Genomic DNA, 16,553 nt, shown 5'->3' on the forward strand with positions numbered 1-16,553 from the left:
ATTAGCTTCCTTTTTACTTATATATTCTGGTTTCTATGCTTTTAAGCATTACGCTTAGCTTTCTTTTCTTCTCTAATTTCTTTCAATCTTTCAATTAAAGAACCTCCAATCCAATATGGAATTACAAAGGTTAATAAGAAAATCATTAGCCAAAATCCAATGGTTAATATAGTTAAGAATGCTAAAAAGCCTAAATATTGATCAAAATCAAACATAATTGTAAGTGTCTATTATAAATCTGTGGCAAAGATAATGCAAAGGGGTTTCTTATACAATATCAAATTAAAAATTATTAACAGTCTTTTTAACTAATTTAAATTTGGTTGTGGTGTTATCCTTAAATAAGGTTTCACTTCCTTATACCCTTTTGGAAAAATACCTAGGATATCTTCTGTTGCAACAGATGGTACTACAACACAATCATCACCATTATTCCAGTTTGCAGGAGTAGCTACTTTATGGTAAGCCGTCAATTGTAATGAATCTATCACACGTAATAGCTCATCAAAATTTCTGCCAGTTGAAGCAGGATAGGTAATAGTTAATTTTACTTTTTTATCAGATCCAATAACAAACACAGAACGCACTGTTAATTTGCTATCAGCATTGGGATGAATCATATCATATAATTCTGAAACTTTTCTATCCTCATCAGCAATAATTGGAAAATTAACTGTAGTCCCTTGTGTTTCATTAATATCATTTATCCAACCGTTATGCGAGTTAATGCCATCTACACTTAGTGCAACAACTTTAACATTACGTTTATCAAATTTAGCTTTATACTTAGCTACGGTTCCTAATTCTGTAGTACATACTGGTGTATAATCTTCAGGATGCGAAAATAATATACCCCAACTATCTCCTAACCAATCATGAAAATTTATAGTTCCTTCTGTTGATTCTGCTGTAAAGTTTGGAGCTTCGTCTCCTAATCTAATTGCTGCCATGGTTTCAAAATTTATTGATTACTAAATAATTTACAAAGTCTACTAAGTTACTCATTTTAAAGAAAAGTATTAAACATTAATAGATAATAATTATGTTAAAAAACTTTCAAAAAACTAACATATATCATAATTAAAACAGCCCTAAAAGAATTAACTTTGTACCTTAAAATTAAATTCATATTACCATGAGCTATAGAATTGAAAAAGACACAATGGGTGAGGTAAAGGTACCTGCAGATAAACTTTGGGGAGCACAAACAGAGCGATCTAGAAATAATTTTAAAATAGGCCCTTCGGCATCTATGCCGTTAGAGATTGTATATGGATTCGCATACTTAAAAAAAGCTGCAGCTTATACAAACTGCGAACTAGGTGTTTTAGCTGAAGAAAAACGTGATTTAATTGCTCAAGTGTGCGATGAAATTCTCGAAGGAAAACATGACAATCAATTTCCGCTAGTAATCTGGCAAACTGGATCTGGTACCCAAAGTAATATGAATGTAAATGAAGTGATTGCCAACAGAGCACATCAGATTTCAGGAAAAAATATTGGAGAAGGAGAAAAAACTATTCAGCCTAATGATGATGTAAATAAATCACAATCTTCAAACGACACCTTCCCTACGGGCATGCATATTGCGGCTTACAAAAAAGTGGTAGAAACTACTATTCCTGGCGTAAAACAATTACGTAATACATTGCATAAGAAATCTGAGGCTTTTAAGAATGTGGTAAAAATTGGGCGTACACATTTAATGGATGCCACACCGCTAACCTTAGGTCAAGAGCTTTCTGGTTATGTAGCACAACTTGACCATGGTATTTCTGCTTTAGAAAATACTTTATCTCATTTAAGCGAATTAGCACTTGGAGGAACAGCAGTTGGAACTGGCCTAAATACACCTAAAGGCTATAGCAAGAAAGTGGCAGAATATATCGCTGAGTTTACCGAGTTACCATTTGTAACAGCACCAAATAAATTTGAAGCCTTAGCAGCTCATGATGCCTTGGTTGAAACTCATGGCGCATTAAAACAGCTAGCTGTTTCTTTAAATAAAATAGCTAATGATATTAGAATGATGGCTTCTGGACCTAGAAGTGGTATTGGAGAAATTATTATTCCAGCAAACGAACCTGGAAGTTCTATTATGCCTGGTAAAGTAAACCCTACGCAATGCGAAGCACTTACTATGGTATGTGCTCAAGTAATGGGAAATGATGTTGCTGTTTCTGTTGGTGGACTTCAAGGCCATTATGAACTAAACGTTTTTAAACCTGTAATGGCAGCTAATGTTTTACAGTCAGCGCAATTAATTGGAGACGCGTGTGTAAGTTTCGATTTAAACTGCGCAGTAGGTATTGAACCAAATAATGAAGTTATTACAAAATTATTGAATAATTCATTAATGCTTGTAACCGCTTTAAATACTAAAATTGGTTATTACAAAGCTGCTGAAATTGCTAATACAGCTCACAAAAACGGTACAACTTTAAAAGAAGAAGCTATTAATTTAGGTTACGTTACAGCTGAAGATTACGATGCCTGGGTAAAACCTGAAGATATGGTAGGCAGTTTGAAATAATCTATATTATCAAAAAGGACATAAAAAAACAGGTATCGAATTCAATACCTGTTTTTTTTGGTTGGTTAGCTATCAATCCTTTTGTATAGTTGCAAAAAGAAATCGCTGTAAATTTATAATTTGCCAACCACAATTTTGTTAACAAATGTTAATGTCTTTCCATTTTTTTTCTTATTCTACTTAATTGAACCGCTGTGATACCCAAATATGACGCGATATGATACTGTGGAATAAGTTCATCTACGCTTGGGATTTGCTTACGCAACTCTAAGTAACGTTTCTTAGCATCTAAAGAAATTAATTCCACCAAACGATTTTCATATTTTACATATAAAGATTCCAAGATTTTATTATAAAGGTTTTTTAAATTTATATTATCCTCGCAAAGATTCATAAGTTTATAATAATCGATTTCGTACAACTTGCAGTCTGTTAAAGTCTCAAAAACAAACATTGAAGGCTTTTTTTTCATTAATGCCGTCAAAGAGGCTACAAAACTAACAGGAAGATAAAAGCTTTTATTAAATTCTTTTCCATCTTCGGTATTCAAATAACATCTTACAATACCACTAACAAGCATATAAACTTTAGAGCTATTCTCTCCATGCTGCACTATTTGAACACCAGCATCAACTCGCTTAAATTCCGATATTGCTTTAATCTTTTCAAAAGTTTCCTCAGAAATATCTGTAATAGAATTTAAAAAAGAAAAGTTTCTATTCATCTAATTATAACCTTGTTGCTAAGCTAAACGCTTTTGTTGCGTGAATTGTAGTAGTATCAAATACTGGCACCCCAACATCTTCTTGTTTTATCAATAATGGTATTTCGGTGCATCCTAAAACAACTCCCTCTGCACCATCTAAAATTAATGAATTTATTATTTTTAAATATAATTCTTTACTTTCTTTTTTCAAAATGCCTTTAGACAGCTCATTGTAAATAGTATTATGGACTAATAATCTATCCTTCTCGTTTGGTATAACAACTTCAATATCAAATGATTTTAGTACATCTTTATAAAAGTCCTTTTCCATAGTGTATTTTGTACCTAGTAGGGCTACCTTTTTTAATTGGTGTTCTTTAATCGCATCTGATGTCGCTTCGGCAATATGAATAACCGGTATCTTCACAGCTTTTCTTACAGTATCAATGGTCAAATGCATTGTATTTGCACAAATTAAAATGCTTTTTGCTCCAGCTAGCTCTAAACTTCTAGCTGCAGCAGACATAATTTCATCCAACTTATCCCATTGATTTTCTTTCTGTAATTGACCTATTTCGGCAAAATTGACCGAATTAATAATAACTTTACACGAATTAAATTCTCCATATTTCTTTTCCGCTAAGTCATTTAAGACCTGGTAATACATAATTGTTGATTGAGGCGTTATACCGCCAATTAATCCAATTGTTTGCATAGGTTCTAATATATTGTTGTTAAATTTAAGCCTAAATATTCTATATACTTATTTAATGAGATTACTAATTATCAATATAAAAGAACTTTTACAAATTCGAGATATAACGATTATAAAAGTTTCTGGTAAGAAAATGAAAGAACTACCAACCATTAAAAATGCTTTTCTGTTACTTGAAAATGATATTATTATTGATTATGGCAATATGAACGACTGTCCTGATGTTACTAAAGAAAACACCATTGATGCCACAGGTAGATTAGTACTGCCTACTTGGTGTGATTCGCATACCCATATTGTTTATGCAGGAAATAGAGAACAAGAATTTGTAGATAGAATTAATGGTTTAAGCTATGAAGAAATTGCAAACCGTGGTGGAGGTATATTAAATTCTGCTGAAAAACTTCAGAATACAACCGAAGATGAACTTTATAAACAATCGTTAGAACGAGTGCAAAACGTTGTTAAATTAGGAACAGGTGCTATAGAAATTAAATCGGGCTATGGTTTAACTGTAGAATCTGAATTAAAGATGCTTCGCGTAATAAAACGTTTAAAAGAAAATACTGCTATTAAAATTAAAGCAACGTTTTTGGGTGCACATGCTATTCCAAAAGCTTTTAAAGGTAATACCAATGGTTATATAGATTTAATTATTAATGACATGCTACCAATAATCGCAAAGGAAAACTTAGCTGAATATATTGATGTGTTTTGTGAGAAAGGTTATTTCTCTTTGGAAAACACAGAACGTATAATGGCTGTAGGTAAAAAGCATGGATTGATTCCAAAAATACACGTAAACCAATTTAATACTTTTGGAGGTGTTGAACTCGCTGTAAGATATGGCGCATTATCTGTAGACCACTTAGAAGAATTATCTGAAAGCGATGTGGTGGCATTAAAAGAAAGTGATACTATACCCGTAGCCCTTCCCTCCTGTTCTTATTTTTTAAGCATTCCTTACACCCCAGCAAGAAAACTAATAGATGCTGGTTTACCTTTAGCATTAGCTACCGATTACAATCCTGGTTCTACACCAAGTGGTAATATGAATTTTGTTATAAGTACTGCTTGTATTAAAATGAAGATGACACCAGAAGAGACTATAAACGCTGCAACCATAAACGGTGCCTATGCCATGGGAATTTCTGAAAATTATGGAAGTATTACTAAAGGAAAAAAAGCCAACATCATAATAACTAAAGAGGTTCCTAGTTATAATTATTTACCCTATGCTTTCGGCGAGAATCATATAGACAAAGTTATAATTAACGGAAAGCTTGTTGTATAAAAAAACCTCAAACATTACGTTTGAGGCTTTGGCTCTTAAGTGTTATATTATGTTTACTTCAAAGTAAACTCAGAGCTTGATACTAAATCTTTTTGATTAAAAACGTTTACAACGTAACGTCCTTTTGCAAAATTATCTTCGCCTTTAGATACAACGAACTCACAAATGTTAAGGTTACTATTTTCATAGTTAAACTTACTAATTATACTATAGTTAAGCGTTTTTTCTCCAAACTGCACTTGATCATTTAATCCTAAAGTATTGCTATTTGGATCTATAACTTGAACATATAATTCTTGATCTCCAGATTGAACTAAAGCATTTTTTGCAACTGTAAAACATACTCGAATTTTATCAACACGGCTTGCTCTTTCTGTTGGTATTAACTTCCCTGAAGATCTTTCAATAACTCCAAAGCCTTTTAGTCCTACTGTAGACAATACCGCAGCATTCTCAACAACTTCAGCTAAAGCTGTATTTTGTACTAATAACGAATCGGTGAATATAGTACGTTCTTCTAAACGAACACGCGTACTATCTAAAGAAGTCGCTAAATATGAATTTTCAACTCTTAACGAATCATTTTGAGCTAAAAGAACATCCATTTCTTTTTGTAGCGATTGGTACTTACTTTTATATCTCCATAAACTTTTTACATTAGTTTCAGAAATTTTTAAAGAATCTATCAAGCCTTGAATTCTTCCTCTAGCTTCTACTAAGTTAGCATTGGCAATGTCATTTTCGCTAATAGCTTCATCGTATTGTTTAGCCATCGCATTTAAGTCGTTCATAACTAATTGTTTCTCCTCAGTTAACTGTTTCTTAGTATCGTTACTTTCTTTGTAAAGATTCATTGTGTAAAACCCAGTTGCTAAAAATAATACTAGTGCTATTCCTAAAGCTATTTTAAGGCCCATACTGCTTTTGTTGTTTTCCATAATTACTTGTTTTTAATTTTTGTTAAGGTCAAAATGATTTTTAAATTTTTTACTTCGTTTTTTCAATGCTAAAAATAAATAATGGTGTATTTTTATTATTCAAAATTACTTACTTTAATGGATAAACTTGTTTTATTTAACAATACTACTCGAAATAAATTATTAAACAAACGCTCTGGTGAATCCAAATTTGGTCAACATGTTCAAATATTAACTCGCATTTCTAACATATACGAACAACTTAAAAATTTGGATGTTAAGTATGTAATTTTAGGTTTACCTGAAGATGTTGGTGTATTCGCCAACCATGGAAAGATAGGAGCGTCAAAGGCTTGGGAGGTTTCACTTAAATCTTTGTTAAATATTCAAAGCAACGAATATACTAAGGCTAAAGAAGTTTTAATTCTGGGTTATCTGAATTTTAGTCGTGAGCTATTAGAAGTCTCGAAATTAAATTCAGCAAGAAAAAAGGATGTTTTAAAAGCAAGAAAGTTGGTTGAAACAATTGATTCTTATGTATCACAACTAATATATCAAATTGTATTGGCTGGAAAAAAACCAATAATTATTGGTGGAGGTCATAATAATGCATACGGAAACATAAAAGGCGCTAGTTTGGCGCTAGGTAAGCCAATAAATGTTATCAATTTAGATGCCCATTCAGATTTTAGAGCAGAAGAAGGTCGCCATAGTGGTAATGGTTTTCGGTATGCTGCTTCGGAAGGATTTTTAGGTAACTATTTTATTTTTGGATTACACGAAAACTACACACCTAACAGTATTTTTAAAATATTAGATAAGTCCAAAGCTATTAAATATAATACATTTGAAGCTTTAGAGATAAGGAAGGAATTAAAGTTTAAACAGGAACTGAATAGAGCTTTAAAACATGTTACTGAAACACCTTTTGGAATTGAAATTGATTGTGATGCTATTGAAAACATTCCAAGTAGTGCCATAACGCCAAGTGGTTTTAGTGTTAATGAAGCTAGACAATTTCTTAACTTTTTTGCGAAACAAGAACATGCAACCTACCTCCATATATGCGAAGCAGCACCCACTAAAAAAACAACTACTCTAGTTGGAAAACTCATTACCTATTTAATTACCGACTTTATAAAATTATCCTAAATAATTTGCAGAAATAACAAAAAATAGTAATTTTACATAAGTACTTATATAAATATTAATATGGATGCATTAAGAGGTTACGGTGAGTTAGGTTTAGGGTCACGTTTAAAACGTGTTAGTGAGTATTTAATGAAAGAAACACAATTAGTTTACAATCATTTTAATATTGATTTTGACCCCTACCTTTTTCCAGTGTTCAAAATCATATCAAATAAAAATGGAGTGACTAATTCTGAAATACAGAATTCATTGAAATACACCCAGCCCGCTATAAGTCAAACACTTAATAAGCTAAAGGATAAAGGTTTGATAGTTATCAAGAATGATACATTAGATAAAAGAAAAAAAATAGTCTCTTTATCATATAAAGGAAACAAAACCTTGATTCAATTAAAACCCATATGGAAAAGCATTGATGAGGTTATAAAGACATATACCTTAGAAAAATCATCATCACTTATTGAACATCTTAATAGCCTTGAAAACAAATTAAATAAAAAGAGTTTTAGTAATACCATTATCGAAAATGTAAAAATGGAAGTAAATCAAGAGCTTGATATTGTATTGTATGAAGATAAATATGCAAAATATTTTTATGATTTGAATGTTGAATGGTTAAAAACCTATTTCTATGTTGAGCCTTATGATGATGAAGTATTAAGTAATCCTGAAAAATATATTATTAGTAAAGGCGGGCATATATTTTTTGCTAGATTAAACAAGCAAGTTGTTGGTACTGTAGCTTTAATGCCTATTGGAAATGATGGGCTTTTTGAGTTAACAAAAATGGCAGTTTCTCCAGAACACCGTGGCTATAAAATTGGCCAGCAACTCATGCAACATTGTATTGATTATGCAAAATCATTAGGCTTACCCAAGCTTATACTCTACTCGAGCAGAAAACTAGAAAACGCTATTTATATTTATAGAAAATACGGTTTTATTGAAGTCCCTGTTGAAGCCAATTGCCATTATAAACGCTGTGATATTAAGATGGAGTTAGTGTTTTAATTTTGAATTAAGACCTGTCAGGTTTCAAAAACCTGACAGGTCTGTGAAAATCTAATTTTTAGAAGCCTTCAAAGAATCAATCTGTTTCTGTAATCTCTCAATTTCTTCAGCCTTCTTATCAACTTGAGGGATTGCTTTTATTGAATCAATAACATGTCGAGCAATATCAATTTCTTTTGTTTCTTCAACAAAATAGTAGCCTATCTTTTCGCTAGAACGCCATGCTTCATTTAATTGATCGTAAACGGTTTTATCCCATTGGCTAGGGTGTTTTACATCAATCCAAACCACATCTCGGTATTCACTATCAATTAGTACCAAATCTGGTGTTGCAGAACCATCAAATTGCTTAGAGTCGGTATCACTTATTGAAGATACTGTTCCCATAAAAAACATACGCTTTTTACCAGCTATATCTTTTATATATGGCCTAAATTCTACTGGTGTATTTGCTGTCCAATCATATTCTTTTCTTGATTCTTTCACTTTTAAAGGCATCGCAGAAACACCAGCATAGCCTTGTTTTTTAGCGGCATGATTATAATAGTACATTTTATCAGTTCCATCTGCTGGTACAAATACACTAAAACTTAAACTTGTTCGCTCGTCTCCTACGGGTTCTAAACCAAACCAATGATATAACCCACTAAAAGCTCCCGTTTCGGTATCTGAAAAATCAAAATCTGTAACATAAGGTTGCTGATTTTGGTCTTTTGGCATTTCAGGAATTTTAACGGCTGTTTCCATATTCCAAGGTAAAGGATCACTAAATCCGCCTAAAAATTTTAACGACTCTGCTTGTAATCTTGATACTTTTTCAGCTAAGGTATTTTGTCGTGTTAAATAAATGTGATTCTTCATGTTTTCTGGACTTATGTAAGTTCCTTTTCCTATTAAAATACGCTCCATATAATCGTTAAAATCATGCTCGCCATTATCAATAACCATAACACCTCCAAAGGTTGGATACGGAAAAAGAAAACCTTTCCATTTTATTAAACTCACCACTTGAACCCATTGTCCTGAATCATTTTTCATATAATAGGTGTCACTAGGCTCCATAGTAAACAACTGGAAGATATTGAAACGTTGTACCACAGCGTTATACGTATTTCTACTAAACTTTAAAGATTCTCCTATTGAGAAAGTAACAGGAATCCTATTTTCGCTTGAAAATCTAGGAAAAGGCGTTGTACTCGACACTGCAAAAACTTCTTCAGTATTATCAGTCATACCTTGCCATACATACTTTTCAGTTGGCTGAATGGCCATAGTCCATTTATTCTCGTCTCCTATCCTAACTAAGTGTGGTAATGAAACATCTTTAGTTTCTCCAACGCTTTCATTAGCCATAGAAAACACATTCCGTAGTGGTTGAATGCGTTCGTTTTGTGTTAATGGTAATTCATTGATTTCTACACGATTCAAATGATTGAAAACATTATACGTTTTCATGTAATCGTACATTTTAAAATGCCATCCTACAACATATAAAATTCCAAAGAAAACAACCAATAATGCTAAAATACCTAATCGCCCTCCCGTGCTAGTAGACTTTCTGAATTTTCGTAACCCTAAAAACAAGATTATGCCGCTTAGTAAGATTATGAAAATAAATTTTCTAACAAATAACAAAGCTGGTTGATAATCATCTCGTAATACAAACAACGCTATAAGCAGAACTAAAGCGCAAATAATCGTTACTATTTTTTGTTTTTTTCCTTTATTCCAGTAATTTTTAATCATATTTGAAATTTTAATTTTCGTCATTACTTTTGACGTGTTTGATCGATAAAACCATAGCTATAATCATTAATATTGGGGCTGCTAATTTTAAAACACTTTTCCAATCAAAATCAGCAGAAAAATCATAATTAACCAACTGCAGAATTAATAAAATTGTAAAAATGCCAATTAATATATACCTAAATTTATTCTTACTCATTTTACAATAGCCCTTTATCTTTCAAACGTTCTCTAGCACTTTTTTCATCTGTTTTTGGTGTTTTTTTTGGCGCTTCTACAATTTCATCTTTTGTTTTTAAATCTTCAATAAATTCTTTTCCTTTATCAATCGTGTCTTTAACCATATCTTCAAGAGAATCACTTTTTTCTTCTATTACTTCACTAGATTTAAATATGAAATTTGCTAAATAAGTTCCTGCTATTGTACCTACTATCATAGATGCAAAAATGGATATAGTTGCAATATCAATAGGGATTAAAAACCTAAATATGACAATACCTATTAGAAATAAAAAACCAATAAAAACCAATCGTAGTAAAAAGGTTTGCTGATATACAAAACCTGTTTTATCCTCAGGTTTCATTTGAAGGTCTTTAGAATTTATAATTTTATTAAAGAAACGGTAAAGTCCATTGCCTTTGGATTCTCTCCAATATAAAAAGATTCCGAAAAGGATAGCGCCAATAAATACGATAAGTTCTAGTGTCATAATTTAAAAGTTGGAAGCATGAAGTTGGAAGCGTGACGTTGCTTACTCATCTTAATACTAGTATTATTAATGTTTTATTTTATTTCTGAATGCTATCGTCATTATTCATGATATCAAAACAGTCTTTATAATATTTTAAAAAAACCTCTTCCGTTAAATAATTTCTTCTTTTTGCTTTATGCAAACAAGTAACAACTTCTGCGGTTGAACGAATTGAATATCCTAAAAATTTTCTATACTCAGGTCCTGATTGTAATATTGAACCTTCTGAGATATTTAAAGCTATGGAATCGGCAGCTCTTTTTAATTGAGAAGATAAATTATACAATTCGTCTTTAGGAAAAGTTCGAGATAATACGTTCATATCTTCACCCAAATCCATTCCTTTTTGCCAAATAATTAAATCTTCAAACTTAAATTTCATCTTTTTATATTATTCATAAAGATAGGAAACTTCTAACTTCTAACTACACGCTTCTTACTACTAGATATTGTTACTAATAGTCTCAATTGCCCAGTCTTTAAGCGATTCGTTCCAAGTTTTAAAACTATTATAAAACGCTTCTTTATCATACCAATACCAATATAAAATATCTTTTTCAGAGATATTTACTAACAATTTCCATATTAAATCTTGATGTTTTGCGTCTAATGATGAATGTGGCTGATGTAAAGCTTCAAATAACTTACTATCAACAATATCGGCTATTTTGTATTGATTACTGGTTTCCAGTTTTTCTAGATAACGCTCAACACTCATCACTTTTTTTCTAGCTTTTATATCGAGTTTGTTTAAGTAACTCTTAAACAAGATTGGATCGTTTAAAATATCTCTTACAGGATGATTAGGCTTTTTAAGTTGTTGTGCCATTTCAAATTTTTTGATGCGTTCGTAACGTTTGGTCTCAACTACTTTTTCTAAATCATATTCAATAATAACATGGTCTTTGAGTTTATCCATAAGCTCAGGTTGCGCAATATGATAAATCAAAACATCATAATTTGTATCCTTTATAGCTTCTTTATGCCATGTATCATCTTCAAAAACAACTATTGGTTTTATAAAATCTCTTAAAACATAAACACCACCAAATGATCTTGTGTAAAACGAATCTGTTGTATATTGAAGTGCATGTAAATCTAAATCTCGATGACGCAAATCGCCATGAGCCTTGGCAGAATCTAATAACTTTTGATGCAGATTTTCATCTATAAAATTGTTACCTCTATTAAATGTTTCTACAAGTTCTATTTGCTCTTTTTGTATGTACCACAACCTATCAATTAAATGAAAATTAATAGTTATTTTATTATACTTTAGTACATCAAGCGGCTCATAAAAGGCATCAATACCTTGGTCAAAATCTAAACAAATGGCACAATCTCTTGTGATGTCTTTAATCTTTTCTCCGTGAATTTTAAAGACAAATTTCATGATATCTCTATCAAACGTATGAAAAGGTAAATACACAGGTTTGCCTTTTTGAAGTGGCGAAATTATAATTCCATGCGGATTTGCTTCACCGTTGTTTAAATAGTGATTATCTTCTTTTTCCTCAGCAACTTCAGGGCTCCAACCAATACCATCAATATGAAAAGTTTTTAATTTGGTTTTTGTGAAACCAAGTTTTACTAGGCATTTGTTATAACGCTCAACAAGTTTTCCACTAACTGGAATGAGTTCACTTCTGTATAATTTGGCTTGTCTTAGTTTGTCCATTTCTATCATTCCTGTAAAAGCAGGAATTTTATTAATTTATTTTCTCTTTAAATGGATTCCTGTCTTCGCAGGAATAACAAATATTAATTTAACAGTTTATGAATAATAGCATACTGCAACAATACAATAGTTCGTGTATCAACTATGTCTCCATTGTTCAACATATCTATTGCATTATCAAAAGGGATTTCTAACACCTCTATATCTTCATGTTCCGTATCTAAACCACCACCATCATTCACTTTCATATCATCGTTATATTCACCAATAAAAAAATGCATTTTCTCTGTCATGACTCCTGGAGAAGAATAGGCTTCATATACTTTCTTAACCTCTTTTAATCGATACCCAACTTCTTCTTCGGTTTCACGAATAATACAAGCTTCAGGGTTATCCTTATCTAACATGCCTGCAGCAATCTCTAACAAAAAACCATCTTTATTATCATTCAAATAGGTGGGCATTCTAAATTGTTTGGTTAAAATGACAGTCTTTTTTTGTTTGTTATACAACAGAATCCCAGCACCATCGCCTCTATCATAAACCTCTCGCATTTGATTTACCCATTTACCACTCGACATTAAATAATCGAATGTGACTTTATTAAGGATGTAATAGTTATCTGAAAGTAAAGTGCTTTTAATATTTTTTAATCTGTCAGATTTATGCATTTAATCATTTTTTTAGTTACATCAAATTAAATAGGTCTCGACTGCGCTCGACCTGACAATAATTTAACTTCTATTCTCAAACGTTTTTCTAGCTTCGGTTTCAATATTTAATTGGTTCACTCTGGCATCTACTTTTCGTTTAAAGTCTGTATCTGCTATAGTTGCCACATTATCTAAATATCGTACTACTTCTTGCCTTCTAATCTCAGAAAAATCCAAGCCTTTCATATTTCCTCTCATAAGTTCTTGAAGCATATTAAACTTAGTCTCATAATCTTGCTTAAAATAAATTTCTGGGTTTTCAAACCAGTCTTCTTCTAAATCAAAATCAGTCAAACGTAATGATACCGCACTTTGAATATTTCTCACATCACGAGATGAGAAAAATGGAAATGCCTTTTGCATCGCTTTATAAAGGTTTGCATAAAACAAATGCTGATTGGTTTTAAACTGTTGTTCAACCTTATCGTAGATAGCATGAACGCGCTCTTCGGTTGGTTTATCAGTAAGGTTTAATATTTCTCCCATGTTTTTAGCCAATCCTTGGTCTTGCAAATAACTATAGTTTTCTGGCCCCTGCATATTTACAAAATCTGGCATGGTATCATCTAGTTTTCGCCACCATAAATGATCTTGATCTAAAAAATCATGTTCTGTTCTGGCACCATCAATTTTAAACCGTCCTTGTACACGAGAAATCACCGCCTTATCTAACATTTCTGGAAGATTAGTGAATAACCCGATTGAGCTATTACCATAATTTACCGCATAAGCACCTTCTGTATATCTTAAAAAAACACCAATAACTTCTTTTACACCAGCCGAAACACCTTGAGCTGTACGCTCTTGCAAATTATTTTCGGCATCATCAATGGGTGCAAAAATTAATTTTGAAGGATCTTGCATCGGTTTCATCCACTCTACCATTTTTTCTGCTGACCCCCCTTGAAAGGTACTAATTAAAGTATCTGGCATAGGGTGAAATAAAAACGGAATATCCAACGTATCACAATGTTCTTTTAATCGGGTGGCAATTGCTGCAATTAACATACTCTTACCTGTTCCTGGAATGCCGTAACCCATAAACACTGGCATAAACCCACCCAGTTCTTGAAATGGGTTTTTCTTAGCTGTAAAATCGTAGCTCAACATACGCTCGGTTAATCTGCGTGCAAAGTGTTTTGCATCGCGGTTACCAACGATTTGTTCAAACTGAATTTTATTAAATTCAACACTTTTTGCAGTACCTTGAAATACATTACTCCAACCAGAAACTGCAAATTCAGAATTTTCTAATTTATAGGTTCTATCCTCAATAGTTTCGGTGTATTCCAATGAACTTTTGCGTAACTGAATTTCATCAATCAATGCTTCAAAATAGACTACCGTAAAATCGATAACATCTTTATCAGATTTAATAATATCTGGATGCCCTAAATATTTATCATAATAAAACAAACTACAGGAAATCCCTTTAATAGGCGACATTAAAGACACCTCTGGAATACCTGCAAATTTTTGTTTCATAACCCTTAAATCATCAGATGCATGAGGTTTTAAATCATGTAATATTTTATAAGCTTGAGCAAACAGCATAAACGCCGTAGCAGTATGCATTTTACTTTCAAACTCTCGCTTTCCATTATTATCTAATGCCGATTTATTTTCGTTTAAACTTGATAAGCCTGACGCATCGTAGTAACTATCCTTAATCCAAATACCAAGTGTAATCCCTTCTTGAACCGCATATAAGGTTTGATTTAAGTAAATAGGAAGCGCAACAGAATCTGGCAATAACCGCTTTTTTAAACCTAATATCGTTTTTGAAACCGAGGTTACACTAACAGAACTTCCGTTATTTGCCCTTGATAAATACAGTAATATAGATTCATCTTTTGCATCTTTATCTCTATTTTTAGCACGAGAACCTTGCTCCCATTGTATGTTTTTTAAGTATGAAGAAGCTTCATCACGAAGCATATCAAGTTCTGTGAGTTTTATTGGGAATGTTGAGTTGTGTTCCATAAGTTTATTCTTTACGTCATTGCGAGTGTAACGTGGCAATCTGCTAAATTTGATAAGATAACCACATTGCTTAGCGCCTCGTTATGACGTTATTTTTTTTAAATCTATTTCTAATCCTGAAATTTCAATAGGCGCTTTAGCAAGACCATTCATCATTTCTGGAGTTTTATTATATAACAACTGAATGATCCGATGTGGTGCTAAAACATATTTTTGTCTAAACACATCATCCCATTTTTGTAAAACTTGCTTACTAAAAAAACCCCCATCTTTAAATTCGCTTTTCGATTGTACTTCATCTACTCGTAATGAAAACGCATAGGATTCTAGCGGGATTTCTTTTTTACCTATACTCTCTAAAATAGTATGTGTTACTTTATGCTCATCCTTTGCAAAAACATTATGCAATGGCCCTAAATCTATACGTTTAATAAGTTTAGGAAATACTTTTGGTAATTTCCTATCTATTGTATAAGCCATGGTATCAAGCGTCATATCTCTATCTGCAACTGTTTTTAAAACCTCATAAATATCTTCTCTGTAATCATTTATTTTACTCCCGTCATAATTGAAATACATAAAACAGATAAATGGTCGGTTATGAGACACATCGTAAAAACTCCAACTGGTTAGCAAATCTGCCTCGGCATCTTTTGGTGCTGCTATAATTTTACCTTGTACAAAACGATTAAAAATATATTGTTTATTAACCGAAGTATAATACACAATAGAAGACGCCTGAAAGAGTTTACTCTTTTTTACAGGCTCTTTTTTTCGCAATAAGGTATCTAAAAACTCGTCTTTAAGCGTAGCTATTGGAGTTAATTTTCCAAGGTATTCGTCTCGCAATTCTAAATCGTTAAAGAGGTAGCGAAACTCTAAATAATTAGGAAATCCAGAATCTGTTAAATCCACCTTCATATTATCCTCTTCATCATACATATACTTAACACGCATGGCTTCAATGGAATACAGTAGCAAATCGCAATATTGCTTAAACAATTCCACCTCAATAGCATTGCATATTTTTTCTCTCTGAACAGCCACAATCAATTCTTTAAAAGCAAAATCCACCATTTTATGATAAAAAACGTATTGCTCTTTGGAGTCAAGTATAGCAGAATCTAAAGGGGTTACAATGTGGTTTATAGACATTTATTTTCTTTTGACACGAATTTTCATAAATATTTACGAAGTTTATTTGGGCGTTACCACAAGGGTCGGGCTTTCACTACTCGCTCCCTCCTAAGGTCGGGGAGCTCAAACATACCGTTCAATCCCTAACGCAAACAGAACTTAAATTAAACTTAAAGTTCCATTTGAAAGAGATTCCCTCCCAATAGCTATCAAGAT

General features: G+C 32.1%; 16 protein-coding genes. 4 read left to right on the forward strand and 12 right to left on the reverse strand.

What is annotated here, in order from left to right:
- Positions 1-41 precede the first annotated feature (41 nt).
- Complete coding sequence (locus Q0739_RS08740; protein WP_298238337.1) at positions 42-215, reverse strand: hypothetical protein; 174 nt, start codon at positions 213-215, stop codon at positions 42-44.
- A gap of 93 nt (positions 216-308) precedes the next feature.
- On the reverse strand, positions 309-950 hold the full coding sequence (locus tag Q0739_RS08745) for a peroxiredoxin (RefSeq protein ID WP_298238338.1): 642 nt from the start codon (positions 948-950) through the stop codon (positions 309-311).
- Between the two features lie 185 nt (positions 951-1,135).
- On the opposite strand from Q0739_RS08745, the gene fumC reads away from it, so the two are divergent.
- A complete protein-coding gene (gene fumC, locus Q0739_RS08750) occupies positions 1,136-2,533 on the forward strand; it encodes a class II fumarate hydratase (protein ID WP_298238339.1) in 1,398 nt (465 codons plus the stop codon).
- 148 nt (positions 2,534-2,681) lie between these two features.
- Here the strand turns inward: fumC and Q0739_RS08755 are convergent, their stop codons facing one another.
- Together Q0739_RS08755 and Q0739_RS08760 are read right to left on the reverse strand one after the other, a co-directional pair.
- The gene (locus tag Q0739_RS08755) at positions 2,682-3,257 is read right to left on the reverse strand and encodes a Crp/Fnr family transcriptional regulator (protein WP_298238340.1); all 576 of its coding nucleotides are present in this window, start codon (positions 3,255-3,257) and stop codon (positions 2,682-2,684) included.
- 4 nt (positions 3,258-3,261) lie between these two features.
- Positions 3,262-3,954, reverse strand: a complete 693-nt coding sequence (locus Q0739_RS08760; protein ID WP_298238341.1) for an aspartate/glutamate racemase family protein — start codon at positions 3,952-3,954, stop codon at positions 3,262-3,264.
- A 55-nt stretch (positions 3,955-4,009) separates the two neighbouring features.
- Here Q0739_RS08760 and hutI point away from each other — a divergent pair, with 55 nt between their 5' ends.
- Positions 4,010-5,248, forward strand: a complete 1,239-nt coding sequence (gene hutI, locus Q0739_RS08765; RefSeq protein ID WP_298238342.1) for an imidazolonepropionase — start codon at positions 4,010-4,012, stop codon at positions 5,246-5,248.
- A 53-nt stretch (positions 5,249-5,301) separates the two neighbouring features.
- Here hutI and Q0739_RS08770 read toward each other — a convergent pair whose 3' ends face one another.
- Positions 5,302-6,186, reverse strand: coding sequence for a chromosome partitioning protein ParA (locus tag Q0739_RS08770; RefSeq protein WP_298238343.1), 885 nt, complete (start codon positions 6,184-6,186; stop codon positions 5,302-5,304).
- 117 nt (positions 6,187-6,303) lie between these two features.
- On the opposite strand from Q0739_RS08770, the gene Q0739_RS08775 reads away from it, so the two are divergent.
- Both Q0739_RS08775 and Q0739_RS08780 read left to right on the forward strand, forming a co-directional pair.
- The gene (locus Q0739_RS08775; RefSeq protein WP_298238344.1) at positions 6,304-7,317 is read left to right on the forward strand and encodes a formimidoylglutamase; all 1,014 of its coding nucleotides are present in this window, start codon (positions 6,304-6,306) and stop codon (positions 7,315-7,317) included.
- Positions 7,318-7,377: 60 nt separating this feature from the next.
- A complete protein-coding gene (locus Q0739_RS08780) occupies positions 7,378-8,328 on the forward strand; it encodes a bifunctional helix-turn-helix transcriptional regulator/GNAT family N-acetyltransferase (RefSeq protein WP_298238345.1) in 951 nt (316 codons plus the stop codon).
- A 51-nt stretch (positions 8,329-8,379) separates the two neighbouring features.
- Here Q0739_RS08780 and Q0739_RS08785 read toward each other — a convergent pair whose 3' ends face one another.
- The 7 genes from Q0739_RS08785 to Q0739_RS08815 all read right to left on the reverse strand — a co-directional run bounded on the left by Q0739_RS08785 (position 8,380) and on the right by Q0739_RS08815 (position 16,355).
- Positions 8,380-10,074 (reverse strand): hypothetical protein, encoded by a 1,695-nt coding sequence (locus Q0739_RS08785; RefSeq protein ID WP_298238346.1) that lies wholly within the window; start codon positions 10,072-10,074, stop codon positions 8,380-8,382.
- 200 nt (positions 10,075-10,274) lie between these two features.
- Positions 10,275-10,784 carry a hypothetical protein gene (locus Q0739_RS08790; protein ID WP_298238347.1) on the reverse strand — a complete coding sequence of 170 codons (510 nt, stop codon included), beginning with the start codon at positions 10,782-10,784 and terminating at the stop codon, positions 10,275-10,277.
- Positions 10,785-10,863: 79 nt separating this feature from the next.
- Positions 10,864-11,208, reverse strand: coding sequence for a four helix bundle protein (locus Q0739_RS08795; protein ID WP_298238348.1), 345 nt, complete (start codon positions 11,206-11,208; stop codon positions 10,864-10,866).
- 60 nt (positions 11,209-11,268) lie between these two features.
- The gene (locus Q0739_RS08800; protein WP_298238349.1) at positions 11,269-12,504 is read right to left on the reverse strand and encodes a DUF6638 family protein; all 1,236 of its coding nucleotides are present in this window, start codon (positions 12,502-12,504) and stop codon (positions 11,269-11,271) included.
- Positions 12,505-12,587: 83 nt separating this feature from the next.
- A complete protein-coding gene (locus tag Q0739_RS08805; RefSeq protein ID WP_298238350.1) occupies positions 12,588-13,175 on the reverse strand; it encodes an NUDIX domain-containing protein in 588 nt (195 codons plus the stop codon).
- A gap of 63 nt (positions 13,176-13,238) precedes the next feature.
- The gene (locus Q0739_RS08810) at positions 13,239-15,200 is read right to left on the reverse strand and encodes an AAA family ATPase (protein WP_298238351.1); all 1,962 of its coding nucleotides are present in this window, start codon (positions 15,198-15,200) and stop codon (positions 13,239-13,241) included.
- A gap of 81 nt (positions 15,201-15,281) precedes the next feature.
- A complete protein-coding gene (locus Q0739_RS08815) occupies positions 15,282-16,355 on the reverse strand; it encodes a hypothetical protein (protein ID WP_298238352.1) in 1,074 nt (357 codons plus the stop codon).
- Between the last annotated feature and the right edge of the window lie 198 nt (positions 16,356-16,553).

Source organism: uncultured Algibacter sp. (assembly GCF_947487605.1).
GTDB lineage: Bacteria > Bacteroidota > Bacteroidia > Flavobacteriales > Flavobacteriaceae > Algibacter_D.

What these genes read in the sequence shown, in the direction of transcription:
- Q0739_RS08740 (WP_298238337.1), bottom strand. Translation starts at nt 215, where the DNA reads ATGTTTGATTTTGATCAATATTTAGGCTTTTTAGCATTCTTAACTATA.
- Q0739_RS08745 (WP_298238338.1), bottom strand. Translation starts at nt 950, where the DNA reads ATGGCAGCAATTAGATTAGGAGACGAAGCTCCAAACTTTACAGCAGAA.
- fumC (WP_298238339.1), top strand. Translation starts at nt 1,136, where the DNA reads ATGAGCTATAGAATTGAAAAAGACACAATGGGTGAGGTAAAGGTACCT.
- Q0739_RS08755 (WP_298238340.1), bottom strand. Translation starts at nt 3,257, where the DNA reads ATGAATAGAAACTTTTCTTTTTTAAATTCTATTACAGATATTTCTGAG.
- Q0739_RS08760 (WP_298238341.1), bottom strand. Translation starts at nt 3,954, where the DNA reads ATGCAAACAATTGGATTAATTGGCGGTATAACGCCTCAATCAACAATT.
- hutI (WP_298238342.1), top strand. Translation starts at nt 4,010, where the DNA reads ATGAGATTACTAATTATCAATATAAAAGAACTTTTACAAATTCGAGAT.
- Q0739_RS08770 (WP_298238343.1), bottom strand. Translation starts at nt 6,186, where the DNA reads ATGGAAAACAACAAAAGCAGTATGGGCCTTAAAATAGCTTTAGGAATA.
- Q0739_RS08775 (WP_298238344.1), top strand. Translation starts at nt 6,304, where the DNA reads ATGGATAAACTTGTTTTATTTAACAATACTACTCGAAATAAATTATTA.
- Q0739_RS08780 (WP_298238345.1), top strand. Translation starts at nt 7,378, where the DNA reads ATGGATGCATTAAGAGGTTACGGTGAGTTAGGTTTAGGGTCACGTTTA.
- Q0739_RS08785 (WP_298238346.1), bottom strand. Translation starts at nt 10,074, where the DNA reads ATGATTAAAAATTACTGGAATAAAGGAAAAAAACAAAAAATAGTAACG.
- Q0739_RS08790 (WP_298238347.1), bottom strand. Translation starts at nt 10,784, where the DNA reads ATGACACTAGAACTTATCGTATTTATTGGCGCTATCCTTTTCGGAATC.
- Q0739_RS08795 (WP_298238348.1), bottom strand. Translation starts at nt 11,208, where the DNA reads ATGAAATTTAAGTTTGAAGATTTAATTATTTGGCAAAAAGGAATGGAT.
- Q0739_RS08800 (WP_298238349.1), bottom strand. Translation starts at nt 12,504, where the DNA reads ATGGACAAACTAAGACAAGCCAAATTATACAGAAGTGAACTCATTCCA.
- Q0739_RS08805 (WP_298238350.1), bottom strand. Translation starts at nt 13,175, where the DNA reads ATGCATAAATCTGACAGATTAAAAAATATTAAAAGCACTTTACTTTCA.
- Q0739_RS08810 (WP_298238351.1), bottom strand. Translation starts at nt 15,200, where the DNA reads ATGGAACACAACTCAACATTCCCAATAAAACTCACAGAACTTGATATG.
- Q0739_RS08815 (WP_298238352.1), bottom strand. Translation starts at nt 16,355, where the DNA reads ATGTCTATAAACCACATTGTAACCCCTTTAGATTCTGCTATACTTGAC.